This is a genomic window from Acinetobacter sp. GFQ9D191M (assembly GCF_011174875.1).
In the GTDB taxonomy this organism is placed as follows: domain Bacteria; phylum Pseudomonadota; class Gammaproteobacteria; order Pseudomonadales; family Moraxellaceae; genus Acinetobacter.
Map to the genome: position 1 here is coordinate 85,946 of NZ_JAALGV010000022.1, position 26,172 is coordinate 112,117.

Here is a 26,172-nt window from a genome sequence, read left to right on the forward strand (position 1 = left end):
TAAGTGATCAATCATATATTTTTGATTTAACTGAAATCCAATCATCTACATAAGCATAAGCTTATTAGTGTAATGACAAACAAATACCAACAAACAGCATGAGAAAAAATTGCATAATTAAATTTAAGTGAATTTTCACATCTTGATAGCAAAATCATCAATCCTTGCTACACTGTCTCAATTATGGAGGAATTTGGTGATGAACATTCTTGAAAATCCTAAACTTATCCATATATTACACTTATATTCTTTTATTTGTTTTCAGCCTGAAAATACTTAAACTCCTAGTTCAATTTTTGTCTAAATTTATATTTTTGAGATTCAGTTTATATGCAGATTTACTTGGCACGAAATAATCAACAAGCTGGCCCATATACGCTCGAGCAATTAAATCAGATGCTTGCCAACCAACAGGTACTTCTGACTGATTTGGCTTGGCATCAAGGTATGACCGAATGGAAAGCTTTAGGTGAACTCACCCAAGGGAAACTGATCTATCAGCCTGAAGGCTATGTAGCACCAGAAACGCCAGCGACACCAGTCTATCAGGCTCCACAGAACACAAATGAGTCAAGTACAGACCATCTTCGTGCCCGCAGTTCTCAAAATGTTGCAGCAAAAAAAGAACTGGCGAGTATTCCAAGCCGTATTTTAGCCAAGATTGTGGATCTGCTTTTATGGCTGCCTGCGACGTTTATTTTGACCGCATTTTTTACTCCTGAACAGGAAACCCAGTTTGCACAACTGAACCAGGAGTTTATGAATGTGATGTTAAGTAGTGACGCTGACCCTGCTCTGGCACAGCAACTACAAACTCAGATGTTTGACATGTTTTCACAACAGGCATGGATTGCGACTGCAATTTACCTGGTGATCATGCTCGCTATTCAGGCCTTTCTGATTGCCAAATCGGGTCAAAGTATCGGTAAAAAACTGACTAAAATTAAGATCGTAGATGCCGAGACTGGTGAAAAAACCAGCTTGATGCGCGCCTTCACTATTCGCAGTGTATTCTTTATTTTCCTGAATATTATCTTCATGCCACTCAGCACAATCATTGACTGGGCGTTCGGTTTAGGGCAAAAACGTCAAACCGTGCACGATAAACTGGCAAAAACCCAAGTCGTTAAACAATAATTAGTTCTGCCATAAAATGGGATGTTTTGGTATCCCATTTTCCTACATAACTTTGAAATTACAATAAAATTCCTATAAATATTCTTGAAACCTGACCAACAAAATCGGTTTTTATTACAGTCATTTAAAGCACCTTTATATATAGCTTAGTTTGGCAATATCAGGCATAATGCCCTACAACGTAGCGGTGTATTATGATTAGAAGGGTGTTTTGTAAAAAAACGGCCTCTTTTATCATGCGACACTTTAATCGCTATCCCATATTAAATTAGGGAATGGGACTCTTCACCGAGGTTGTAAAATGAGACAAACGATTTTAGCTGTATTGTCTTTATCAACGATGGCTGCACTTTTAACAGGGTGTGGTGGTGATCTAGTACTTCTGAACTCTAAGGGTCCAGTTGCTGAAGGCCAAAGTAGCCTGATGATGACTGCGATTTACTTAATGCTATTGGTGGTAATTCCATCAATTATCATGGCATTATGGTTCGGTTGGAAATATCGCGCATCGAATAAAGACGCAGACTATAAACCTACATGGGCACACTCTACTGCGATTGAAATTGTAGTTTGGGGTATCCCTGTCATTATTATTGGTATTTTAGCTTGGTTAACTTGGTGGGGTTCCCACAAGTACGACCCATACCGCCCACTTGAGGCAGATAAAGCACCATTAACAGTTCAGGTTATTGCTGAACAGTTCAAATGGATCTTCATCTACCCAGAACAAAACATTGCGACTGTAAACGAAATTCGCTTCCCAGAGAAAACTCCGGTAAGTCTTCGTTTGACTTCTAACTTCACGATGAACTCATTCTTCATCCCTGCGTTAAGTGGTCAGATCTATGCAATGGCGGGTATGCAAACTCACCTGAACTTAATGGCAGACGAAACTAGCCCAGCTGAAGGCTACCGCGGTTTCTCTTCTAACTATTCAGGCTATGGCTTCTCACAAATGCGCTTCCGTGCACATGCTGTGACTGATGCTCAGTTTGCTGAATGGGTAGCTGCAGTTAAAGCAGGTAACGGTACTTCAGTAAATCCAGAAGCAGTTCAAAAAACTGTTTTAGACCAAGCTGAATTTGCAAGCTTGCGTGACGGTAACCGTGGTAAACACCAAATCGAAGCGATTATTGCAAAAGCTACGACTCCTGAAGAGAAGGCTGCTGCTGAAGCAATGAAGCCTTACCCAACTAAGCCACATCCAGTGACTTACTACTCTTCTGTTGAGCAAGGTTTGTTTGAATCTGTGATCAATAACTACATGAGTAACTATCACGGTGCTGATCACTCAGCGTCTTCTGTTGCTCACCAGGAAGCAGCTGCTTCTGAAGCACATGTAGATGTTGAACATGCGACTGCTTCTCAAGGAGAATAATTCATGAGCTTCTTAGGTAAGTTAGGTCCAGATGCAATTCCGTACGATCCAATCGTACTGGTAACTGTTGCAATGATGATCTTAGGTGGTATCGCAGTTGTTGCAGGTATTACCTACTTCAAAAAATGGGGCTACCTGTGGAACGAATGGTTCACATCTGTAGACCATAAAAAAATTGGTATCATGTATATCTTTGTATCAGTGATCATGCTGGTACGTGGTTTCGCCGATGCGATTATGATGCGTCTTCAGCAGTTCCTTGCAAAAGGTGGCGGCGAAGGCTACTTGCACCCAGAACACTATGACCAGATCTTCACCGCACACGGTGTGATCATGATCTTCTTCGTGGCAATGGGTCTTGTTGTTGGCTTAATGAACATCTCTGTACCGCTTCAAATCGGTGCACGTGACGTTGCATTCCCATTATTGAACTCTTTAAGCTTCTGGCTGTTCGCTGGTGCTGCGGGTCTGATGATGGCTTCACTTGCGATTGGTGAATTCGCTGCGACTGGTTGGATGGCTTATCCTCCACTATCAGGCATTGAATACTCTCCTGGCGTCGGTGTGGATTACTACATCTGGGCACTGCAGATTTCAGGTCTGGGTACGCTATTAACGGGTGTTAACTTCTTCGTTACCATCATCAAAATGCGTGCGCCTGGCATGAAACTGATGGAAATGCCAATCTTTACCTGGACATCTTTATGTACAGCAGTATTGATTATCGCAGCATTCCCAGTGTTGACTGCTACTATTGCAATGCTGTCTCTTGACCGTTACTTCGGCTTCCACTTCTTCACAAACGAGCTAGGCGGTAGCCCAATGCTTTATGTGAACTTGATTTGGACTTGGGGTCACCCAGAAGTATACATTCTGGTATTGCCAGCATTTGGTATTTACTCTGAAGTTGTATCGACTTTCGCTCGTAAAGCGTTGTTCGGTTACAAATCAATGGTGTATGCAACAGTTGCAATTACAGTATTGTCATTCGTTGTATGGGTTCACCACTTCTTTACCATGGGTGCAGGTGCCAACGTTAACGCGTTCTTCGGTATCATGACCATGATTATTGCGATTCCTACTGGTGTGAAAATCTTCTCTTGGTTGTTCACCATGTACAAGGGTCGTATCGTTTACACTACCCCAATGCTATGGACACTTGGCTTCCTTGTGACTTTTGGTATCGGTGGTTTAACAGGTGTATTGATGGCAGTTCCACCAGCGGACTTCCTGGTACACAACTCTTTATTCCTGATCGCTCACTTCCATAACGTAATTATTGGTGGTGTAGTATTCGCGATGTTCGCGGGTATCATCTTCTACTGGCCGAAAATGTTCGGTTGGAGATTGAATGAGACTTGGGGTAAAGCAGCATTCTGGTTCTGGTTCTTTGGTTTCTACTTTGCATTCATGCCACTTTATATCCTTGGTTTCATGGGTATGACTCGTCGTCTGAATACATTTGATAACCCAGACTGGGATCCGTATGTAAACATCGCAATGTTCGGTGCTGTTCTAGTTGCACTTGGTATTGTATGTTTCATCATGCAAATCGTTGTTGGTTTCCTACAACGCGATCAACGTCTAGATTTGACTGGCGATCCATGGGATGGTCGTACGCTTGAATGGGCTACATCTTCTCCTGCTCCGTTCTATAACTTTGCTCATCTTCCAAAGATCAATGGTATTGATACTTTCTGGATCGAGAAAGAAAACGGTGTTGCTTATGCAAAACCTACGAAGTACGAAGATATCCATATGCCGACTAACCGTGCTGCTGGTTTCATTATCGCAATGTTCATTACTGTTATGGGCTTCGCGTTAATCTGGCACATCTGGTGGTTAGTAGCGGTTACTTTCGTAGCAGCTATCATCAGCTTCATCGTGTCTTCTTTCACCAAGAAAGTGGATTACTATGTTCCTGCTGCTGAAGTTGAGCGTATTGAAGGTGAACGTTATGCGATCCTTGAAAAACACTTGAAGAAGGACTAAGACCATGGCTGAAGTACTTCATCACGATAACCACGGACACGATGAGCATCATCATCACGATGATACTGACATCACTGTCTTTGGTTTCTGGACTTACTTGATGAGTGACCTTATCCTTTTCGGTACACTCTTCATTGCATTCGCTGTTTTAAGTAGCCACGTTCCATTAGGCACTCCAAGCGCGCGTGATCTGTTTGGTGATTCATTAGGCTTCGTTTTAACTGAAACGTTTGCCCTCTTGATCTCTTCCGTAACTTTTGGTTTTGCCGTTCTAGCTGCCTACAAGAAAAACGTTAGTCAGGTTCTTACCTGGTTAGCGATCACTTGGTTATTTGGTGCTGCCTTCATCGGTATGGAACTTTATGAGTTCAATCATTTAGTTCATGCTGGTCATGGCCCTAGCACTTCTGCGTTCCTGTCTTCGTTCTTTACGCTGGTAGGTACGCACGGTATCCACGTGACTTCAGGTTTGGTATGGATGATCGTGTTAATGATTCAAATCAAGAAATATGGTTTGACTCTGCCTAACACTCGTCGTCTTGCGTGCCTAAGCTTGTTCTGGCACTTCCTTGACATCGTATGGATCTGTGTATTCAGCGTAGTTTACTTGATGGGAGTTCTATAATGAGTCATGATCATAACGCTGCTGGCGAATCACACGGTAACATGAAGCAATATACTGTTGGCTTCATCCTGTCTGTTGTCCTTACTGTAATTCCATTCGGTATGGTCATGGCAGGTGGTTTTAGCCGCGGTATCTTGATTACTGCTATTGCAATTACTGCAGTCGCTCAGATTCTTGTGCAATTAATTTACTTCTTGCACATGAACTCTTCTTCAGAGCAACGCTGGAACGTAATTGCATTTGTGTATACCATCTTAACCATCGCTATTCTTTTAGTGGGTTCTGTATGGATCATGAACTACCTACACTACAACATGATGATCTAAACTGGTTGTCATGCTGAAAAAGTATTTATTCCTGACTAAGCCAGGAATTCTCTTCGGTAACTTTGTTACCACTTTGGGTGGCTACTTCGTAGCCACTCAAGGTTCTGTAGATTTCCTTCTCCTGCTTCTTACTCTTATTGGTACTACTCTCGTAGTGGCATCAGGATGCGTGGTCAATAACGTTATTGATCAGGACATCGACCAAAAAATGCAGCGCACGCAAAATCGCGCACTTGTCAAAAAAACTATTTCTGTACCTGTTGCTCTCACCTTTGCTTTTGTACTGGGTGTGATCGGTTTTGGCATTTTATGGTTCTGGGTAAATGCATACGCTTTCCTATTCGCAGTTATTGGTTTTGTCGTATACGTTGGTTTTTACAGCTTATGGACAAAACGAACAACTATTCACCAAACACTGGTAGGCAGTATTTCTGGTGCAGCACCGCCTGTGATCGGTTATACCGCAGTTGCAAGCCAGTTTGACCTGGGTGCCCTTTTAATTTTTCTAGGGTATGCACTCTGGCAAATGCCCCATTCATGGGGAATTGCAGTCTATCGTTTTGAAGATTACAAAAATGCAGGCATTCCAATTCTGCCTGTCGCCCGTTCAATTCGACGTACCAAGATCGAATCTTTGATCTACGTGATATTGTTCGGAATTACCATGAATGCTTTATTTGTTTATGGTTATGCAAACTGGATCTATCTGGTGGTATTAAATCTGATGACGCTTTACTGGATCTATCTCAGTATTCAGGGCTTTAAAGCTGAAGATGATCAGGCATGGGCAAAACAGTATTTCATGTTCTCGGTCAAACTAATTACCGTGATCAGTATTATTTTCAGTTTTACTTCTACCGCCCCGCAGAATCCAATCATATTTTTTTAAGAAGATAGAGTTTTACTCTATCTTTTTTATTTCTTCTACTAAATACATAATCCCTTCCGAGCTTACTTAAAGTAACTTTGTTTCCTTTAGAAACTTAACTCTTGTAAATTTTTTATTTGTTTCCATACGTGCTCAAACATTCATCATCTGGCAAGATTTGCTTGTATTTCAGCCCCAAAACCACTAAACTTCACGCTTCGCATATTATGCGACACAACCAAGGTTGTGACTCCTTGCTTCAATTTCACTTAAATTGGGGCTGTTTAAACCGTAAGGAGCTGACAATGCGTCACTACGAAATCGTACTATTGGTACATCCAGACCAAAGCGATCAAGTTGTGGGTATGGTAGAACGTTACCTGACTCACATCAAAGAAGCTGAAGGTCAAATCCACCGTCTTGAAGACTGGGGCCGTCGTCAATTGGCTTACCCAATCAACAAGATCCACAAAGCTCACTACATTCTGATGAATGTTGAGTGTGGTCAAACTACTCTTGATGAGCTAGAAGAATTGTTCCGTTATAACGATGCAATCATTCGTAGCCTTATCATCCGTCGTGAAAACGCTATCACTGAAGAGTCATTATTGGCTAAGAGTGCTGAAGAAAAACGTGCGCGTAAAGCTCAACGTGAAGAAGCACAACAAGCTCAAGACTCTGCTGAAGCATAAGGAGAACCTAACATGGCACGTTTTTACCGTCGTCGCAAGTTCTGCCGCTTTACAGCTGAGAACGTTACGTACATCGACTACAAAGATATCGACACTTTAAAACAGTACATCACTGAAAACGGCAAGATTGTTCCTAGCCGTATTACAGGTACTAAAGCTCGTTACCAACGTCAGCTAGCACTTGCTATCAAACAAGCTCGCTACTTGTCTTTGATCCCTTACACTGACAATCATAAGTGAGGTTGAGCTGTGGATATTATCTTATTACAACGCATTAAAAACCTTGGTAAACTTGGTGATAAAGTTTCAGTTAAAGCTGGTTACGGCCGTAACTACTTGATCCCTCAAGGTAAAGCAGTTGCAGCTACTGAAGCTAACACTGCTGCTTTTGAAGCTCGTCGTGCTGAACTTGAGAAACAAGAAGCTGAAGTATTAGCTGCTGCTCAAGCACGTGCTGACCAATTGAACGAAGTTAACATCGTAATCACTGCGAAAGCTGGTGATGAAGGTAAACTGTTCGGTTCAATCGGTACTCGTGACATCGCTGACGCGTTGACAAATGCTGGTCTTACAGTTGACCGTGCTGAAGTTCGTCTTCCAAATGGCGCACTTCGCAACACTGGTGAATTCAACATCGCAATCCAATTGCACCATGATGTTGCTGCAGAAGTTCTGGTTACTATCGTAGCTGAGTAATTTCTCACCGAAAAAAGGGCATGCTTTGGCATGCTCTTTTTTTATCTCTAAAAAATATAATCTGCTCAACAGTAGAAAATTCAATTTATTCTTCGCGTTCACAAAAAATTGCACTTCGCATTTTGGATCAGACCGCGTATCATTTCATCTCGTAGTGAATAAACCTTATTCATCTCCGACAATATTTAACCATTGTATTTAAAATCAGGGATTTATATGTCACAGGCGAATGCCAGCAAAAAGGCACCTACCGCTAAACCAGAAATTGTTGCTGATACCCAACTTAAGGAGTTCCGTACTCCCCCGCACAATTTAGCGATTGAACAGGCTGTACTTGCTGCCCTTATGACTGTGGCTGAATCTTTTGAACAAGTCGGCGATGTACTTACCGAAAATGATTTTTATGCGACCCGGCATAAATATATCTTCCGTGCCATTGAACAGCTTTCTAAAGAAAACTCGCCTTATGATGCAGTACTGGTTCATGACTGGCTGATCAAGCAGAACTTACTCGATGCGGTCGGTGGTGAAGAATATTTGATGCAGCTAATGGCTGACTCGCCTTCAAGTTTCTATAACCTGGAAACCTATGCCGGAAAAATTAAAGAGTTCTCTACTTTACGTAGCATGATCAAGGTCAGCTCTGAAATTTTACAGAATGCCTATGACACTAAAGGCCGTCCGGTGAGTGAAATTCTGGATCTGGCTGAAACTAATATTTTCTCGATTGCCGAACAACATAATAACAATGCCAAGGCTCAAGGTCCAAAAGCGATTAATACCGTTGTAGCTGACGTGTTCGACAAGTTGAATGAACTGTCCCAATTAGAAGGTTCAATTACCGGTCTGACCACCGGTTTCGTGGAACTAGACAACAAAACTTCCGGTATGCAGGCTGGCGACCTGATTATTGTCGCAGCCCGTCCTTCTATGGGTAAAACCACCTTTGCCATGAACCTGGTCGAAAGCGTGCTGTTTAACAACAACCTCCCTGCACTGGTCTATTCGATGGAAATGCCAGCGGATTCGATTGCGATGCGTTTGATTTCCTCTTTCGGCCGGGTGCATCAAGGTCACTTACGTGCTGGTAAAATGGACAGCGATGAATGGTCAAAAGTGACTAGTACCATTGTGCATTTACAGGAAAAGCATCTTTATATCGATGATTCCTCTGCACTACCACCGACTGAGGTTCGTGCGCGTGCGCGTCGTATTGCCAAAATGCATGGCGGTAAGCTCGGTTGTATCATGGTCGATTATCTTCAATTGATGAAAGTACCGGGTATGGGTGATAACCGTGTAGGCGAGATCTCGGAAATTTCTCGAAGCTTAAAAGCCTTGGCCAAAGAGATGCAATGTCCAGTCATTGCCTTATCACAGTTGAACCGTTCTCTAGAAAACCGTCCCAACAAACGCCCGGTGATGTCTGACCTTCGTGAATCTGGTGCGATCGAACAGGATGCCGACTTGATCATGTTTATTTACCGTGACGAGGTTTATAACAAGGAATCTAAAGAAGCCGGCACTGCCGAGATTATTATCGGTAAACAGCGTAATGGTCCAATTGGTACCGTACGTCTGGCATTTGAAGGTCAATATACCCGTTTCAGTAACCTCTCTCCTGAGTTCTATGCCCAGTATGATGATGAAGAGTAAGTATTCAAGTTTGATCTGAGTGTAGAAAAGAGGCCGAAATGGTCTCTTTTTTATTTAGAATGCTTGCTGTGCATGAAATTATATAAATGAGCATGTCCATTTATAGTAGATAGGTCTACAATATTCACAATTTTGAAATGACCGCTTTTGTTTTCACAATCCTGTTATTTCTCTCCCTGTTTTGTGTGTTCCACACGATATTATTTTTGTCATCCCGCAGGAGTATCTAGGGTGCGCCAAGCTACAGTTTATATTGACAGTGAAGCACTGCAATATAATTTAAACCGTGTCAAACAACTTGCCCCAACCGCTAAAATCGTCAGCATGGTCAAAGCCAATGCTTACGGACATGGAATTAAAGACTGCTTAGCAGCCTTAAAAGATAGTGATGCCTTTGGTGTCGCCTGTCTGGAAGAAGCCCTGGAAATTCGTGAACTCGGCTACCAGCAACCCATTACCCTAATCGAAGGCATTTTCTCTGCAGATGAAATGCAGGTTGTGATCGATCAGAATATTGAAGTCATTGTGCATCATCAGCCACAACTGGACTGGTTACTGGCAAATAAAGAAGCCTATATTGCGAAAGGCCTAAAAGTTTGGGTAAAACTCAACAGCGGTATGAACCGTCTTGGTTTTAAAATTGATGTGATTAAAGATGTGATCAATCAATTAAAAGCAGAAGGTTTTACCTGCGTGCTGGCGATGCACTTTGCCAATGCTGATGCGGAACATCCTCTCAATGAACAGCAAATCCAGCAGTTCCTTGAAGTGAAAAATGACTGCGCACCTTTAATGGGTTCTTGCTGTAACTCAGCTGCGATCTATAAATATCCAGAATTGCATTTTGACTTTGTCCGCCCGGGCATCATGCTCTATGGCGCAACCCCATTTGCCGACAAAACCGTGCATGATCTGGACTTGAAACCAGTAATGACCTTCACTGCTGAAGTGATTGCACTGAACAATATCAAAGCTGGCGAACAGGTTGGCTATGGCTCTACTTTCACTGCTGACCAAGACATGACCTTGGCCATTGTTTCTATCGGTTATGGTGACGGTTATCCACGTGCTTTCCCAAAACAGAACCATGTAGCGATTAATGGTCAGCAAACCCGTGTGATTGGCCGTGTGGCAATGGACATGATTGCCATTGATGCAACTGGTCTCAATCTGGAATTAGGTACTGAAGTCGAACTATGGGGCAAATCCCGTCTGGTTGATGATGTAGCTGAAGCCAATGGCACCATTGGTTATGAATTACTTTGCCGTATGTCTGCCCGCCCGGTACGCAAACTGGTTTAAAGAAAAACTAGCCAAAAATAATGAAGCCCAATATAAATTGGGCTTTTTTATACGGTCAGTATTTAAGCTAATTTTTGCTCTTCATTTTCGATTAATGACAGTTCAAGTAATAAAGCATCTACTTGTTCCTGGTTAAAATCATTAGGCGTAAAAAATTCAAACCCCATCTCTTGGCAGAATTGTTGAATGGAACTGCGTTTAGAAATATATTTCATCGACCAGTCGCCAAAAGTACGCTGCTCAATCTCTTTGGTTTCAAATAGTTTAATATTTTTATGGCGTGGATCTTTAAACAGTCTCTCTGTCAGTAAAGCTTTTAAAACTAGACATTCCCCTTCCAGGCACTGGAAAAAATGTCCATCAGCAAAATGAAGCACCCCTGTTATTTGATTAGGATGATTAAAATCACGTGCTTCTTTAAGGATATCCGTTAAATCTTGAAGTAAGTCGGCTTTGGACGAGGTACTTTCACTGGCGTAACAAAATTGGTACATGCGGCTAACCTCTATTCTTATCTATGCAATATCGTATAGAAGTTAGCACTGTACACTAAGCAGTCAATTTTTACTAATTTTTATAAGAAATACTTATTTTTATTTCTATAAATCTTATAAGAAATAGTCATTCGATGGTGTGGGTAATTCCGCCAGGCCTTTCTTTAAAGTTTCTGACCATTGCCGGCTAATATCCGTAAAATACTCATCGTCTTCAGCAATACGTTTCCCTTTCGGCATCATCAAGCTGTCTTTTTTATAGACGAGTACATCTAGCGGCATACCGACAGATACATTTGAACGTAAGGTAGAAGCAAAAGAAATCAGAGAACAACGTAATGCCTCATCGAGTGGCATATCATAGGTCAGGGCACGATCCAGAATCGGCTTACCGTATTTACTTTCACCAATCTGGAAATATGGCGTATCTCGTGTCGCGCAAATAAAATTGCCTTGCGGGTAGATATGATAGAGCTGCATTTCCTGATTTTTAATCTGGCCGCCGACCAGGAAATTACAATAGTAAGTACTTTGTTCTAAACTATCATCAGTCACATTGGCAATTACTTTTTTAAGCGTATTGCCTACCAGTTCTGCAACATCAAACATGGTTGGCAAACTCAGGATATTCGGTTCCTGCTTGAGTTCTAACTGATTTCTGATATGTCCAATCACTGCCTGTGTTGTTGCCAGGTTTCCGGAGGCCTGGAGTACGATAACGCGTTCCCCATCTACCCCAAAGGTATATAATTTTCGAAATACCGAAATGTGATCCACACCAGCATTGGTACGTGTATCACTGATAAATAGCATACCTTGCTCTAAACGAAGGGCACAACAATACGTCATTTTTTGTCCTTATTAATGAATTAACATCCTAGTACCTGGACGATGGAATACATGGATTCCACACCGCCTTCTTCTCTTACACCACGTACTGGTGCAACATCCCAATAGTCGCGCCCCACCGCAACATAGACATGCGCACTAGGCGTAAATAACAGATTACTCACATCAAAACAGTACCATGCCTGTTCAATAAATACCTCAGCCCAAGCATGACTCGCCAGATGTGAGGCATTCTGTGCATAAAGATAACCTGATATATAACGTGATGGTAAACCTAAATGTTTACACATGGCGATAAAAATATGACTGTGATCCTGACAGACGCCCTGACGTGCTTCAAAAGCATCAATCGCAGAACCCTGTACCGTAGTACTATTTGATATATAAGGAACGTGTTCGAGTACGGCTTGGGCCAAGCTGATTAAATGTTTACGAGTTAGTGCTGGAACATGCTGCTCTGCAAAATCCTTCATCTCTGCATTGCATTTTGTTGCTTCAGTCGGCTGTAAAAATAGATATGGATTTAAGGAATCATTTAAGCCCTGCTCATGCGCGAGATTTAGCTCAACGATGCCTTGTGCCATGATCATCAGGCTATGATAGGATTCACGCTGTGTACTGGTCATCCAGAGATTCTGAAAGGCATCATGCCGAATCACTTTCTGACCCGGTACACTGACATCCCAATAATGCACTTTCTGATGTTCATTGGTGGAAGGCATCATTTTGATGTACTGAATACTGTTCCTCACCTCGGCTGTGTACGTGTATTGCGTTTGGTGATTCACCATCAATTTCATACATCAGCCTCGAACAAGCGATGAATATGATCACTAAACTGATAAAACTGCTTCAGATCAGGTGCAGCACGTAACTGTGTCCAGTATTGCTTTACACTGCCCCAGCCAATCTCACAGAGCGTATCCACAATATAATCAATTTTACATAAGGTACGGGTCGTATCCTCACCGAGACGTAACTGCTGATCAAGCTGTTCCAGACATTGGCCCAGACTGAAAAACAGAAATACATCTGATGATTCTGCTTCCAGAATTTCAGCACAATCTGTCACGACATCGCAGATATAACCGGCATTCTGATCCGCAGTTTTAATCAGTTTCAGCAATTCGGAATAGGCTTTGCCAGACAATACACCACGCAATTCCTGAATATTGTCTTTTGCCACCTGAAACTGCTGGGTAAATGAAGTCGGCTGGGTACTATCCAGAACCAGCTCATTTAATGAACTGGCATCAAACGCAGGCAAACAGAAAGCATGTGCATAAGCCACAGCGGCTTCATCATCTAAAAATGGAAAATGCGAACATAAAAACTGGGTACGAGATAAATAACGGCCTAACCAAAAAATATGTTGCGCATTGGTATTTAACAAAACCATGACGTTATCCTTCTTTGGAATGTTATGAATGTAAGTTGTCGACTACCCAGGTATCTTTGATCCCGCCACCTTGCGATGAGTTGACCACCAGTGAGCCTGCCTGCATGGCTACCCGGGTCAGACCACCTGGCACAATTTCAGTGCGGTAAGGTGAGCTCAAGACAAAAGGACGCAGATCAATATGTCGTTCAGCAATACCAAAATTGCTTAAAGTCGGACTGACCGACAAATCCAAAGTTGGCTGCGCAATGTATAAATGCGGCGCAGCTAAAATCTTATCTCTAAAAATATCAATATGCTGTTGAGAGGCTTGGGGTCCAATCAGCATGCCGTAACCGCCAGAACCTTGTGCTTCCTTGACGACCAGCTGATGCAAATTTGTCAACACATAGTCCAGATCTTCCGGATTACGGCATTGGTAGGTTGGAACATTATTTAAAATCGGTTTTTCACCCAAATAAAAATGAATCATTTTATCGACATAAGGATAAATCGATTTATCATCTGCCACACCTGTACCCGGGGCATTTGCAATTACAACATTGTGCTGTAAATATGCGGACATTAAGCCCGGAACACCCAAAGTACTGTCTGGTTTAAAGCACAGTGGATCAAGATAGGCGTCGTCGACCCTTCTATAAATAACATCAACCTGTTGACGCCCACGTATCGTTTTTACATAAACCTTCGAGTTTTCAACAAAAAGATCACGTGATGTCACTAAAGGCACATCCATCTCCCTTGCAAGACAAGCGTGTTCATAGTAAGCGTTATTGAAACGACCCGGGGTCAAAACCACAATGAATGGATTATCGGTATAAGCATTTTCCGCCAGAATTTCTCTTAAGAGTTTTGGATATTGCTCAATACCGGCAATATTGGATTGCTCAAAGACTTTTGGCATTAACTTCTGGCTGATCTTGCGGCATTCCAGCATATAGGACACACCAGACGGCGTTCTCAGGTTATCTTCCAGTACATAAAATTCGCCTTTGGAATCCCGGATAATATCAATCCCGCTAATCTGGCTATAGATACTGCCTTTCAAATGATGCTGATACATATGCGGCTGATACGCTTCATGGGTCAGTACCTGAAGTTCAGGAACAATATTGGCTTTGAGAATATCCTGCTGATGATAAATATCATGCAGAAACAGGTTTAAGGCACGAACACGCTGTGCTGAACCGAGTGCCACCATATTCCACTGTTTACGGGCAATCACCCGTGGAATTACATCAAACGGAATAGTCCTCTCAGTGCCCTGCTCATCGCCGTATACGGTAAACGTAATACCGTCATAAAGAAAATGTTCTTTTGCTACTTCATTTAGCTGATTCAATTCATCTAGTGTATGCTGTGACAGCCATTCTTCAATTCGTTGACCTGCCTGACTGTTTATTACCTGATGATCACGCATTTCATTGAAAAATTTCGAGGAAATCTCTTGGTATAAAAAATGCGGACTATGCTTAATTGAAATATTGAGTGCTGTAGTATCTGTAAAATTTTTGCTTAAATCTGCTGCAGTATGATTTTCTACTGTTGTAATAGTATTTGTATCCTGGCTTTCTTTTAGCATACAAACCTCGTCATTGTAATCTATTATAATAAAATCAGAGCAATATCCATGCCATGACATCCGTTTCGAAGTCTGTATTAACCCAGCAAAGTGCCTATTCACTCAATATCATTTTTCACCAAGATGTTTACGGATTGTAGGACAATTGTTGCGCAGAATAACTTGCGAAAAAAATCCAGATTTCTTATTGTGGTAAGCTCATATTTAATTTGTTTCCACTGATTGCCAGTAAAAATACATTATGTCAGCACAAGAAAAAGAAACCTCCAATAGCCTTTACCGCCAATGGCAAATCTTGTCGCGTCTTTCTACCGGCAAATGGATGGGAACCCGTGAACTCCAGGAAATCCTGAATCGCGAAGGGATCGAGATCAGTTTACGCACCATTCAGCGTGACCTGAATCAGATTGCCCAGCGTTTTCCGATTGAGAGCAGTAAAACCACGCCCCAGGGCTGGCGCTGGCGTTCAGATGCCCCTATTCAAAGCTTGCCGCATATGACCAGTTCACAGGCGGTGACTTTTATGATGGTGGAAGAACATCTCAAACACCTACTGCCACCTAGTCTGATTGAAGAAATGAATCCCTGGTTTGATCTGGCTCGACGCAGCCTGTCTTCACAAAATAACGTACGACAATGGATTAACCGGGTCAGAATCGTGCCAGCTACCCAACCGCTTATTCCGCCTGTCGTTGATAAAACGGCCCAACAGGCGATTTACGAAGGCCTGTTACAGGACAAACAGCTGGAATGTGTTTATCAGGGTCGTGGTCATAATGGCGAAGAGAAAACCTATATTTTAAATCCGCTGGCATTAGTGCAAAAAGGTTCAATTATCTATCTGGTCTGTACCCGTCATGATAAATCGGATATTCAGACCTTTGCCCTGCACCGTTTTAAATCAGCAGAGGTGCTGAATTCTCGTGCCCTACACCCGGTAAATTTTGATATTGATGAATATATTGAATCTGGCGCTTTAGGATTCCGGGTCGATTTTAACCAGCCAACGGAAAATGTATTGCTTCAACTGAGCATGCCTGAATCTGATGCGCACTATTTTGAAGAAAGTCAGCTCAGCAAAGATCAAAAAATTGAAAAAATTGAAAATGGCATAGCCCTGATTAGCGCAACTGTGCCTTTTACCTCACAACTGGTTTGGTGGTTACGAAGTTTTGGCAATAAAATCAAAAATATCGAACCAAAAATAGTGGCAGATGCTGTTTACCAAGTGAATGAAACTGATTCAGTCTCTTCCAAAGAATAAAAAAGTCCCCATTTTGGGGACCTGATCAATTTATCATTTTATTTTTATTATTGCTCTGGTGATCTGTTACTGAGCCGGTCTGCTTTCCTCTTGCCCCAGAAAACAGACCGGATGTGTCACATTAGAAATTAAAGAGTCTGATAACATGAGCAAGCCAGCTCTGCATTATTAAAACGGATCGATTTTTTTGTCATAATTTACACTCCTGCTGTGGGGATAAAAATCACTATAGAGCGCTTAAGCCTGTTTTTGAAATAAAAAGAATGTATGCCTTTTGCACAATTTTTCCATAGAAGATTATTTGGAAAATTTATTATCTATCTTAAAGTCAGGTATAACCACCATCATTCCATTTTCAGCAAGCTTATAAAATTAAAAAACAATTCTATGCTTGTATAAGCCAGGCAGCTCTGCACATTATTAAACGCTATCGTAGTGGAAATAGGGATTTAATTTCATAATGGCTAACCCTGCGCAATTAGTACGACACAAATTACTTAATACTTTCTTTTCACGGCATTCGGTCTGGTTTGCCTGCATCACCATCGCCGTTATTTTTACGATTTTTCATATCGGTTATGAACCGCGCTATATTTATTATTTTATGCCAGCAACTTTGGTGAATACCTTATGGATTGTCAGTATTCTGCTGAGCCTGCTAGGCCTATATGATGTCTTGCAAAACAGACATTCAATCTTAAAAAATTACCCGATTATGGGTCATTTCCGCTTTATCTTTGAAGAATTCCGTCCTGAAATTCGTCAGTATTTTATTGAAGCGGATCGGGATGCTTTGCCATTTTCACGTATGCAGCGCAGTCTGGTGTATCAACGGGCCAAAAATGAAAATTCAGATAAGCCTTTCGGCTCAATCATGAATGTCTATGAAGAAAATTATAAGTTTATTAGCCACTCTCTCACTCCTTGCCGACCTGCTGATCCAGAAACCTTCCGCATTCTGATCGGCAATGAGCAGTGTACGCAGCCTTATTCTTCTTCAATTTTGAATATCTCGGCTATGAGTTTCGGGAGTTTAAGTGCCAATGCGGTTCGGGCTTTGAATCTTGGTGCGCAAAAAGGCAAATTCTTTCATGATACAGGTGAAGGTAGTATCAGCCCTTATCATCTGGAACATGGCGGTGACATTGTCTGGGAAATTGGTAGCGGCTATTTTGGTTGTCGGACCTTAGAGGGTCAGTTTGATCCGGTGAAATTTGCTGAAAAAGCCAAACTTCCTCAGGTAAAGATGATTGAAATCAAGCTTTCACAAGGTGCCAAGCCTGGACATGGGGGGATTTTACCTAAAGCCAAGATTTCAGAAGAAATTGCTCAGATTCGCGGGATTAGCCGTGAACATGACTGTGTCTCACCTTCTGGACATCCGGCGTTTAAAACCCCGATTGAAATGATGAATTTCATTCAACAACTACGTGAGCTTTCTGAAGGTAAGCCAGTCGGATTCAAGCTTTGTCTGGGTCAACCTTGGCAATTTATGAGTATGGTGAAAGCCATGCTACATACCAAAATTTATCCTGATTTTATTGTGGTAGATGGATCTGAGGGCGGTACCGGTGCTGCACCAATTGAATTGATTGACTATATGGGTACTCCTTTAAGAGAAGGTCTTTTGTTTGTGCACAATACCTTGGTCGGTGCAGGATTGAGAGACAAGATTAAAATTGGTGCAAGCGGGAAAATTATCAGTGCCTTTGATATTGCTAGTACCATGGCACTTGGAGCTGACTGGGTTAATTCAGCGCGCGGATTCATGTTTGCAGTCGGATGTATTCAGGCTCAAAGTTGTCATACCAATCAATGCCCTGTGGGAGTCACTACTCAGGATAAAGAGCGTCAAAAAGCCCTGCATGTCCCGACTAAGGCCGAGCGAGTATTTTATTTCCATAAAAATACAATGCATGCCCTGTCTGAGCTAATCGCTTCAGCAGGTTTAAAACATCCTTCTGCTATTAAACCGCATCATCTGGCACAGCGAATCAGCAATCATGAAATCAAGAACTTTGCCCAGATTCATTTCTGGCTTAAAGAAGGTGAATTATTACATTGCGAAAATAAAGATGAGGAAAATTTCTATTTCCGTATGTGGAATATGGCCAAATTGGAAAGTTTTTAGACTTAGAATAAGTGAAATTTAATCGAGTTAGAAAAGAAAAAGGCGTTTACTAAAACGCCTTTTTTTAATTGAGAGTGTCACAGTCTAATAATAGGTCTTACTGCCATGCGCATGTAAAAAGGCTGGAATTAAACCTGTGAGTGCTGCACGGATATCCGCGCGTTCATTAATCAATTGATGTGAACCTTCTTCCAGCATTAACAAAGTTTGCAGGCGGAACTTGCGACGGATAAATTCAATATTATAACGCCAGTCCACTGTCTGATCCTGAGCACCTTGAGCTAACCAGACAGGGATTCGGCAAGCTGGACGTGCTTCCATTTCCAGCATCCAGCGTGACATCGCCAGAATCCAGTCCATGCCCATCATGCGGGGTTGCAAAGGATCTTTGAGGCGGATAAAACGCAGAAATTCAGGATTATGGTTATTACGACGGAAATGACGTGGTACTTCACGCTTGATCCGGCTGATAATGCCGAGTCCGAGCGGATTATGCCACCAGGCAGTTTTAGCCGGACGAATCAACGGTGACAATAACAGCACGCGATCTACAAACGGATTTTCACGTCGTTCTGCAAATTCGAGCAAATGATGCATCCAGATCGCACCACCAGTACTTTGTCCAATACCAACCCATGGTTTCGGTAACTGCTCTGCATGCTTCACATAACGATATACCGCATGCAAAACCTGCTGGTAATGGTCAAAATTCTGTATACTGGCAGATGAACCATCGCTGAGACCATGCCCCGGCAGGTCATAAGTCAGGACGCTAAAGCCCTGTTCCAGCAACTCACGTACGATCGGCTGATAAATTCCGCTATGTTCCAGATATCCATGTAACAGAAAGGCCGTTCCCTGAATCTTGTCAAAACGGGTATTTTCTAGATTAGGTGTAAATACTTGCACATGCAGTTTAAACAGCGGCATCTGTACATAGCCCTGCCAATGCTTGCAATCCAGCAAATCGAAACCATATAGTCTGCGATAAGACAGCAGATCAATAGTCGGCTGGTCATCCCTATTCAAGTTTAAGGGCTGTAAAAGCTGTGGCGTTGTTTCCCTGCTTGGCACAGGTAAATCCAGCTGTTTCAGGATGGTCGGATTTAAAAACGGAATATCAGACATTAAGGCACCTCCCGACAGTCACTGGAGCCAAACCACATATCGCGGATAGTGGCCAGCATTTCATAATTGGCACGGCGACTATGATCATAATTTTGTCGACTTGGACGCCAACGGGTCAAGGACTTCGGCATCGGTGCTTCCACTGGAATCGTTTGAATACCATTCAGTGCAAACAGACGACGGGTACGCGGCATATGATAACGGTCGGTAATCAGAATCACAGTCGGTGCCCCACCTTTTTTTTGCAATAATAACGAGCTGAAACGGGTATTTTCACAGGTATTCATGCTGCGGTCTTCAAGCAATTTGGCATCGACATTGTAATTTTGTAACCAGCGCTGCATATACGGCGCTTCCACACCACTCAATACGATCGGTAACTGATACTGTTTTTCAACTGCGAGTGTGGTTTCCAGACGCAAACGCGTATAGTCATTGACCACAATATCCTTACCATTTTCATGTAAAGTTAAACCACCACCTAAGACCACAATGGCATAAGGTTTAGACTGATTGACCGGTTTCTGTTGCTGCTGTTCCTGCAGTAAAGCCAGATCTTCCTTGATTTCCTCTTTCGCTGTGACCTGTACGGCACTCGCTTCTTCATCTTCCAGAGGATGAGTCGTTAAGAATTCAACATATTGTTCAATCCGTTCCTTGTTTTCATTACTGTCCCATTCCAGCAGTTCGCGGACCTTCTGAGTCGGGTCAACGGCTTCCACAGGTTCTTGCTGGGACAATAAAGGCACTTGTGCAGGCTGGTTCTGTTCTGCTTTTTCTTCCTGCTGTTCACGCTGATGTTCTTCAATCATCTGTTGCAGTACCTTGTAGCGTGCCTGAATCAGCATCAGATTGGCAGAATGATTTTGCTGGATATCCTGCTCCATCACACGCAAATAAGCCTGACGGGCAATCCACTGATCAGAACCTGGTTCGAGCGTATCATCTTCACTCAAGGAAGCCATTTTCTGGCTTTGTGCTGCAACTTCGTTAATTTCAAAGGACACAAATCGATTGAGTCCCTTAACCACAAGCTGCGAATAAAATGGCGAATAGATCAACATCACCAGACAGCCGAAAAATACAAACAGTCCTGCGACGATTTGTACTAAACGGACCATCCAATGGGTGTTTTTCATATACGTTATTTATCCTGATGAGATCGAATTAAGCCTTTACAATCAAATAATACCGGTTCAGGTTCGAGCATAATCTTGAATTTGTCCCAGACAGCCTGCTGTACTGCGCCATAGGCTTGACGGACATCCGTCAGAGAAGCATGACCATAGTTCACCAGAACCAGTGCCTGTTTATGGAACATGCCAACTGGTCCAAGCTGTTTCCCCTTCCAGCCTGCCTGATCAATCAGCCAGCCTGCCGCCATTTTAACCTGATCATTGGCCTGTGGATAATGGGGCAAATTAGAAAAATGCACAGCAATTCGGTCAAAAACCTGTTGATTTACGATAGGATTTTTAAAGAAACTTCCCACGTTTGGAAATTCTTTAGGATCAGGCAGTTTGCTCTGACGAATCCGGATCACCTGCTGCTGCAAGTTTTCTGCTGTGAGATTATCACCCACCGCTGCTTTAAGATCACCATAATTCAGTTTCAGATTTGCCTGTTTTAGTAATTTAAAAGTAACGTGTGTAATCACATAACGTGTTGGATCATCTTTAAAAATACTATGACGATAGGAAAAATGACAGTCTGAAGCAGGAATGGAATCAAATTTTTTCAGCTTACGGTCATAGACCTCTACCGCATGAATAAATTCGCCGACTTCGACACCATATGCCCCAATATTCTGCACTGGAGATGCGCCGACCAGTCCGGGAATCAGGGCCAGATTCTGTAGACCATAGAGTTTCTGTTCTGTCGTCCAGAGTACGAAGTCATGCCAAACTTGGCCCCCACCTACCCGCAGACATTGATGCTGCTCATTTCCTTCTAGCATTTCAATGCCCTGGATATCCATATGCAGGACGAGAGCATCAATCTGTTCCGGCAATAACATATTGCTACCGCCAGAAAGAATCAGCACATTCAGTTGTTGCTGCTCAGCAAACTCCAGTGCAGCAATCAGATCATCAGTTGATTGGATCCGGCTGTAGTAAGCGGCAATCACTTCGAGATTTAGCGTATTAAAAGGTTTAAGTTGAACCTGAGTCTGAATCTGCATGACTTAAACCTTTTCTGTTTGATGTTGTTTAAAAATTTCTACCCAGGCCCGACTGCTGGACTCACATTGGTTCAGGACACGCTCAAAACCATCTGCCCCGCCATAATATGGATCTGGCAAAGCCTGTTTTGGATAGTGCTGATCATGTTCACTCATTAAAGCAACCTGGGCACGCAGGCGTCCGAATTCTGCCTCTGCCTGATGCTGGAGCGCCTGAATATCTGCCAGATTTTCCAGATCCATCGCTAGAATCAGATCATAATCAATAAAATCATGGGTTTTGAGTTGACGCGCACGCAGGCCAGAAAGATCATAACCCCGTTTTAAGGCATGTTGCTGGCTACGCAAATCAGGTGCTTTCCCCGGATGGTAATTACTGGTTCCTGCTGAGTCGACCACAATATCGAGTTTCTGTTCATCACAATAATGTCTGAGTACCACTTCTGCCGTGGGAGAACGACAAATATTTCCCAAACAAACACATAACACCTTATATGGCGTTCTGGATGACATAAACAACCTCAGAGTTAATCATTTTCAAGATACTTATGTTAAGTTATTTACCTGATGAATCCTATATCACCGCCCCATAATAATTTTGTATTTGCGATAAAAATTAAAGGATAAAGACATGAATCGATTTCAGTTTCAAACCGTTCCCAACATCATCGCCGGCCTCGGCACGATTCAGGAATTATCCTCTATTCTCAAACAGGGCCGTTATCAGCGTGTTTTACTAGTCACTGATCCAGGCATGCTACAGCATCAATTACACCTGCCTATTCTGGAAATTATTGAAGATGCGGGACTGGATTATGCAATTTATTCCGATGTACAGGCCGATCCACCTGAGCATGTAGTGCTTGAAGCAGCAGATTTTGCCAAACAGGAAAATGTCGATATCGTGATTGGCTTTGGTGGTGGCAGCTCTATGGATGTCGCCAAGCTGATCGCAATCTTGAGTCATCCGGCACAGCACCAATCTTTGTCTGATCTGTATGGCGTAAATCAGGCTACTGGCCCCCGTTTGCCCTTGATTTTGGTTCCTACCACTGCAGGTACAGGATCTGAAGTTACTCCGATTTCAATTGTCACTACAGGTGAAACTACCAAAACCGGAATTGTGGCACCGATCCTGTTTGCAGATACTGCCATTCTGGATGCAACCTTTACCCAAAATCTGCCGCCCTTAATTACTGCTGCGACCGGCATTGATGCCATGGTCCATGCCATTGAAGCTTATACTTCTAAAATCAAAAAAAATCCCTATTCCGATATGCTGGCCAAGCATGCCTTAAAACTGTTAAATGCCAATCTTCAACGTGTGCTAGATGATGGTCAGGATCTGGACGCACGTCAAAACATGCTGGTCGGCTCGATGCTAGCAGGTCAAGCTTTTGCCAATGCACCAGTAGGTGCAGTGCATGCTTTGGCTTATCCATTAGGTGGACATTTCCATATTTCGCATGGACATAGTAATGCACTGGTATTAACTGAGGTGATGAAATTTAATACGCCGGATGCCAAATCGCTCTATGCCGAACTGATGTGCTGGTTAGATCCACAAAGCAAAGGCTGTCACGATGGCCTGACTGACCTGTTTATCGATCATTTTAATAATCATCTGGTGAAAAGTGGCTTAACCCTGAAACTTAAACAGTTAGGAATTCCTGAACATATGCTAATGATCATGGCCGAAGATGCCATGAAACAGAGCCGCCTGTTACAGAACAATCCACGTGAACTTACTCTGGAAGATGCTTACAACATTTATCAGGCGATTTATTAGATTTAGGATTATTTTCGACTCAGCAGATCTAGCCACTACAAGTTATTTAAAAATATGAAAGCAGCTCTTAAACAACGCGAACATTATTCATTTTTTCTGCCGATACAGACTCGTTGGGCGGACAATGACCTGTATGGCCATGTCAATAATGTCACTTATTACAGCTATTTTGATACGGCCGCGAATGCCCTTTTGATTCAGGAAGCCGCATTTGATCCCAAATATTCTCCAATGATTGGACTGGTGGTCAGCTCGCAATGCCAGTTCAATCAGGAACTGTCTTATCCGGAAATTATTGAGGTAGGTGTCGCCATAGAAAAAATGGGGAATAGTTCTCTCAGCTATGATCTGGCAATCTTCAAAATGAATTCTGATACGGCAGCCGCTCAAGGCAGTTTTGTACATGTGTTTGTCGATCGCTACACACGAAAAAGCACCCCGATTCCAACTGAAATGCGGGATGCTTTAGCACGTTTTGTCTCAGTCTAAAATATTTTATTTCAGCTGAATATTGTGCAATTCACCATCAAACTGTTCCAGCAAGTCACGTACAGCCGGTTCAGCATGCAGCAGCTCTTCTGCGCGTTTAAAAGCGCGTACTTTACGTTCTTGCTGCATGGTATATGGCGTTAACTGCTCTACATCTTCAAACTTCACCTGGAAAATGGTCTGTGGCCATTGTTCCCGCAAAGCTGCTTCCAGATGATGTTGTAGCTGCGACAAAAGCGGCTGATAACGCTCTGGAATATGAAAGACCGATGCTGCATTAATCTGACCAGTCATGATGCCATACTGAGCCAGTTCCTGAACTGCCGGGGATAACTGGCTGTTACGGAACCAGAATTCCCATTTTTCTACCGTCCATTCACCCTGCATATCCTGTACCGGAATTTGCAGAATATCCTGAGGCATCAGATTACGGTCTGTAGAAACATTCGTATTTGCGATCTGAGTAGATGCAACCTCAGTCTGAGTAGAAATTTCTGGCTGGCTTTCATCTGCTTTATGAATCACTTGTTCTGATTCAGGAGCTAAAGCATCCAGACTAAACTCGGATTCTTGTTCTACTGGTGCAGCAGTATCATTTTCAGGAATGAATTCTTCTAAGAGAAAATCATCACTGCTGGCTTCAGGGCTGGATGGAACAGGTTCTGCAGGAACATCGTCAAAACCAAACAGGCCATCTTCCAGGTTTGGATCAAATACAATCTGATCAGACTCAGATTGTTCTACTCTAGTTGATTCAGCTTGTATGACTTGAGGCTCAGAATTGGTTTCTGGCTCGTCTTCATCCAGAAAATCATTCGAAGATGGTTCAGACTGTGCAGTGACTGGATGATCATCCTGATCGTCTTCATAGCCAGCATCTAATGAAAAATCTTCTACAGCAGCTTGAGCAACCGGAGCACTTTCCTGCTGCTTTATCTGATTTTGTTGTGGAGCTGAAGCAGCAGGTACAGCTTGTTGTATCTGAGCTGTATTAGTTGGAATTTCATTGGGCTGTAGCGGACGGAAGGCTAGCAAACGCAGCACCGTCATCTCAAAGCCTTGCTCCTGCGTAACCGCAAGCTGTAGGTCAGCACGACCTTTACAGGCGATCTGATAATACAGCTGCAAATCTTGTGCTGAAATCAAAGCCGATAACTGCATGATCTTTTGATTGATCTCGGCACTGTATTTCAGGCTTAAATCCGGCAGATATTGTAATAAAGCCAGTTCATGCAGGGTAGAAATCAGCTGATCTAATACCAGTGATACATCCAGCGCCTGCTGACGGAATTGCAATAATAATTCGCTAACACGTGCTTTCTGGTTCTGATGAATAGCCAGAATCAGATCATAGATGATGGTTCGGTCGATCAAGCCCAGCATGTCTTTGACATCCTGATGCTGGATAGCCCCCTGACCATAAGCAATCGCCTGATCCGTTAAAGACAAAGCATCACGAAGCGAGCCCTGTGCTGATTCTGCAATCTGCCAGATCGCATCCTGATCAGCCTGAATGCTTTCTTTCGTCAGGATATTGCCCAGATGTTCGGTAATTTCATCAACAGCCAATGGACGCAAAGTAAATTGCAGGCAGCGAGAAATAACAGTAATCGGCAGCTTTTGCGGATCTGTGGTTGCGAACAGGAATTTGACATGCTCCGGTGGTTCTTCCAGTGTCTTTAATAGAGCATTGAAAGAATGCGTGGACAGCATATGTACTTCATCGATCAGATAGACCTTGAAACGACCCTGAGTTGGCGCATAAGGGACATTGTCCAGCAGCTCACGGGTATCTTCAACTTTGGTACGTGATGCCGCATCGATCTCAATCAGGTCAATAAAACGGCCTTCATTGACGGCGGTACAGGTCGGACATACCTCACAAGGAGTCGAAGTAATACCGGTTTCACAGTTCAAGCACTTCGCCAAAATACGTGCAATCGTGGTTTTACCAACACCACGCGTTCCCGTAAACAAATAGGCATGGTGCAAACGGCCACGCTCCAGTGCGCTGGTTAAGGCACGTGAAACATGGTTTTGACCGACCAATTCGTTGAAATTGCGGGGACGGTATTTTCGCGCAAGTACTTGATACATGTATGCTCCTTTTTACAGGTCTAAGCATACTGTTTTTTTATAAAATAGTGAATGAATTAATCAGTTATGATCTGGAGAGATAGACCTATCAATCTG

At 42.8% G+C, this 26,172-nt stretch carries 25 protein-coding genes; 15 read left to right on the forward strand and 10 right to left on the reverse strand.

The genetic code is table 11. The features are described from left to right. The first annotated feature begins 330 nt into the window (after window positions 1-330). From G5T77_RS04460 to alr, 11 genes are all read left to right on the forward strand, one after another. Window positions 331-1,137, forward strand: coding sequence for an RDD family protein (locus tag G5T77_RS04460; protein ID WP_004783867.1), 807 nt, complete (start codon window positions 331-333; stop codon window positions 1,135-1,137). Between the two features lie 301 nt (window positions 1,138-1,438). After that, entirely contained in the window at window positions 1,439-2,515 is a 1,077-nt protein-coding gene (gene cyoA, locus G5T77_RS04465; protein ID WP_005236020.1) for a ubiquinol oxidase subunit II, read from the forward strand. A gap of 3 nt (window positions 2,516-2,518) precedes the next feature. Next, window positions 2,519-4,507, forward strand: a complete 1,989-nt coding sequence (gene cyoB, locus G5T77_RS04470) for a cytochrome o ubiquinol oxidase subunit I (RefSeq protein WP_166134966.1) — start codon at window positions 2,519-2,521, stop codon at window positions 4,505-4,507. A 4-nt stretch (window positions 4,508-4,511) separates the two neighbouring features. Further along, window positions 4,512-5,132, forward strand: coding sequence for a cytochrome o ubiquinol oxidase subunit III (cyoC, locus tag G5T77_RS04475; RefSeq protein ID WP_166134969.1), 621 nt, complete (start codon window positions 4,512-4,514; stop codon window positions 5,130-5,132). Further along, a complete protein-coding gene (locus G5T77_RS04480) occupies window positions 5,129-5,458 on the forward strand; it encodes a cytochrome o ubiquinol oxidase subunit IV (protein ID WP_171064814.1) in 330 nt (109 codons plus the stop codon). Before cyoC ends, G5T77_RS04480 begins: the two co-directional genes overlap by 4 nt. 10 nt (window positions 5,459-5,468) lie before the next feature. Then, entirely contained in the window at window positions 5,469-6,347 is an 879-nt protein-coding gene (cyoE, locus tag G5T77_RS04485) for a heme o synthase (protein ID WP_166134971.1), read from the forward strand. Window positions 6,348-6,631: 284 nt separating this feature from the next. Then, entirely contained in the window at window positions 6,632-7,018 is a 387-nt protein-coding gene (gene rpsF / locus G5T77_RS04490) for a 30S ribosomal protein S6 (RefSeq protein WP_004696436.1), read from the forward strand. A gap of 12 nt (window positions 7,019-7,030) precedes the next feature. Next, window positions 7,031-7,258, forward strand: a complete 228-nt coding sequence (gene rpsR / locus G5T77_RS04495; protein WP_004278792.1) for a 30S ribosomal protein S18 — start codon at window positions 7,031-7,033, stop codon at window positions 7,256-7,258. A 9-nt stretch (window positions 7,259-7,267) separates the two neighbouring features. Next, window positions 7,268-7,714: a 50S ribosomal protein L9 gene (gene rplI / locus G5T77_RS04500; RefSeq protein WP_004783880.1), complete on the forward strand. Its 447-nt coding sequence runs from the start codon at window positions 7,268-7,270 to the stop codon at window positions 7,712-7,714. A 216-nt stretch (window positions 7,715-7,930) separates the two neighbouring features. Further along, window positions 7,931-9,370 (forward strand): replicative DNA helicase, encoded by a 1,440-nt coding sequence (gene dnaB, locus G5T77_RS04505; RefSeq protein ID WP_004783882.1) that lies wholly within the window; start codon window positions 7,931-7,933, stop codon window positions 9,368-9,370. 231 nt (window positions 9,371-9,601) lie between these two features. Then, a complete protein-coding gene (gene alr, locus G5T77_RS04510; RefSeq protein ID WP_166134973.1) occupies window positions 9,602-10,672 on the forward strand; it encodes an alanine racemase in 1,071 nt (356 codons plus the stop codon). 62 nt (window positions 10,673-10,734) lie between these two features. On the opposite strand, the gene G5T77_RS04515 is transcribed toward alr, so the two are convergent. The 5 genes from G5T77_RS04515 to G5T77_RS04535 form a co-directional block, all read right to left on the reverse strand. Continuing rightward, on the reverse strand, window positions 10,735-11,166 hold the full coding sequence (locus G5T77_RS04515) for a BLUF domain-containing protein (RefSeq protein WP_166134975.1): 432 nt from the start codon (window positions 11,164-11,166) through the stop codon (window positions 10,735-10,737). A gap of 114 nt (window positions 11,167-11,280) precedes the next feature. Continuing rightward, complete coding sequence (locus G5T77_RS04520) at window positions 11,281-12,015, reverse strand: proteasome-type protease (protein ID WP_166134978.1); 735 nt, start codon at window positions 12,013-12,015, stop codon at window positions 11,281-11,283. 20 nt (window positions 12,016-12,035) lie between these two features. Beyond that, window positions 12,036-12,815, reverse strand: coding sequence for a transglutaminase family protein (locus G5T77_RS04525; RefSeq protein WP_166134981.1), 780 nt, complete (start codon window positions 12,813-12,815; stop codon window positions 12,036-12,038). Next, on the reverse strand, window positions 12,812-13,414 hold the full coding sequence (locus G5T77_RS04530; protein ID WP_004783892.1) for an alpha-E domain-containing protein: 603 nt from the start codon (window positions 13,412-13,414) through the stop codon (window positions 12,812-12,814). Before G5T77_RS04530 ends, G5T77_RS04525 begins: the two co-directional genes overlap by 4 nt. Window positions 13,415-13,436: 22 nt before the next feature. Further along, window positions 13,437-14,996 (reverse strand): circularly permuted type 2 ATP-grasp protein, encoded by a 1,560-nt coding sequence (locus tag G5T77_RS04535; protein ID WP_166134985.1) that lies wholly within the window; start codon window positions 14,994-14,996, stop codon window positions 13,437-13,439. Between the two features lie 241 nt (window positions 14,997-15,237). Here G5T77_RS04535 and G5T77_RS04540 point away from each other — a divergent pair, with 241 nt between their 5' ends. Both G5T77_RS04540 and G5T77_RS04545 read left to right on the forward strand, forming a co-directional pair. Beyond that, window positions 15,238-16,260 carry a WYL domain-containing protein gene (locus G5T77_RS04540; protein WP_166134987.1) on the forward strand — a complete coding sequence of 341 codons (1,023 nt, stop codon included), beginning with the start codon at window positions 15,238-15,240 and terminating at the stop codon, window positions 16,258-16,260. A gap of 460 nt (window positions 16,261-16,720) precedes the next feature. Beyond that, the gene (locus G5T77_RS04545) at window positions 16,721-18,391 is read left to right on the forward strand and encodes an FMN-binding glutamate synthase family protein (RefSeq protein ID WP_125278993.1); all 1,671 of its coding nucleotides are present in this window, start codon (window positions 16,721-16,723) and stop codon (window positions 18,389-18,391) included. 84 nt (window positions 18,392-18,475) lie between these two features. Here the strand turns inward: G5T77_RS04545 and G5T77_RS04550 are convergent, their stop codons facing one another. From G5T77_RS04550 to G5T77_RS04565, 4 genes are read right to left on the reverse strand one after another with little or no spacing between them, the layout of a single operon-like run. Beyond that, window positions 18,476-19,519: an alpha/beta hydrolase gene (locus tag G5T77_RS04550; protein ID WP_005236036.1), complete on the reverse strand. Its 1,044-nt coding sequence runs from the start codon at window positions 19,517-19,519 to the stop codon at window positions 18,476-18,478. After that, window positions 19,519-20,658: a YdcF family protein gene (locus tag G5T77_RS04555; RefSeq protein ID WP_166134989.1), complete on the reverse strand. Its 1,140-nt coding sequence runs from the start codon at window positions 20,656-20,658 to the stop codon at window positions 19,519-19,521. Before G5T77_RS04555 ends, G5T77_RS04550 begins: the two co-directional genes overlap by 1 nt. A gap of 5 nt (window positions 20,659-20,663) precedes the next feature. Further along, the gene (gene murB, locus G5T77_RS04560) at window positions 20,664-21,701 is read right to left on the reverse strand and encodes a UDP-N-acetylmuramate dehydrogenase (RefSeq protein ID WP_166134992.1); all 1,038 of its coding nucleotides are present in this window, start codon (window positions 21,699-21,701) and stop codon (window positions 20,664-20,666) included. Window positions 21,702-21,704: 3 nt separating this feature from the next. Then, window positions 21,705-22,214 carry a low molecular weight protein-tyrosine-phosphatase gene (locus G5T77_RS04565; protein ID WP_004783908.1) on the reverse strand — a complete coding sequence of 170 codons (510 nt, stop codon included), beginning with the start codon at window positions 22,212-22,214 and terminating at the stop codon, window positions 21,705-21,707. Between the two features lie 118 nt (window positions 22,215-22,332). Here G5T77_RS04565 and G5T77_RS04570 point away from each other — a divergent pair, with 118 nt between their 5' ends. Both G5T77_RS04570 and G5T77_RS04575 read left to right on the forward strand, forming a co-directional pair. Next, complete coding sequence (locus tag G5T77_RS04570; RefSeq protein WP_166134994.1) at window positions 22,333-23,490, forward strand: iron-containing alcohol dehydrogenase; 1,158 nt, start codon at window positions 22,333-22,335, stop codon at window positions 23,488-23,490. Window positions 23,491-23,544: 54 nt separating this feature from the next. Continuing rightward, on the forward strand, window positions 23,545-23,979 hold the full coding sequence (locus G5T77_RS04575) for a thioesterase family protein (protein WP_159123193.1): 435 nt from the start codon (window positions 23,545-23,547) through the stop codon (window positions 23,977-23,979). Window positions 23,980-23,985: 6 nt separating this feature from the next. On the opposite strand, the gene dnaX is transcribed toward G5T77_RS04575, so the two are convergent. Then, on the reverse strand, window positions 23,986-26,076 hold the full coding sequence (gene dnaX / locus G5T77_RS04580; protein ID WP_166134998.1) for a DNA polymerase III subunit gamma/tau: 2,091 nt from the start codon (window positions 26,074-26,076) through the stop codon (window positions 23,986-23,988). Window positions 26,077-26,172 lie beyond the last annotated feature (96 nt).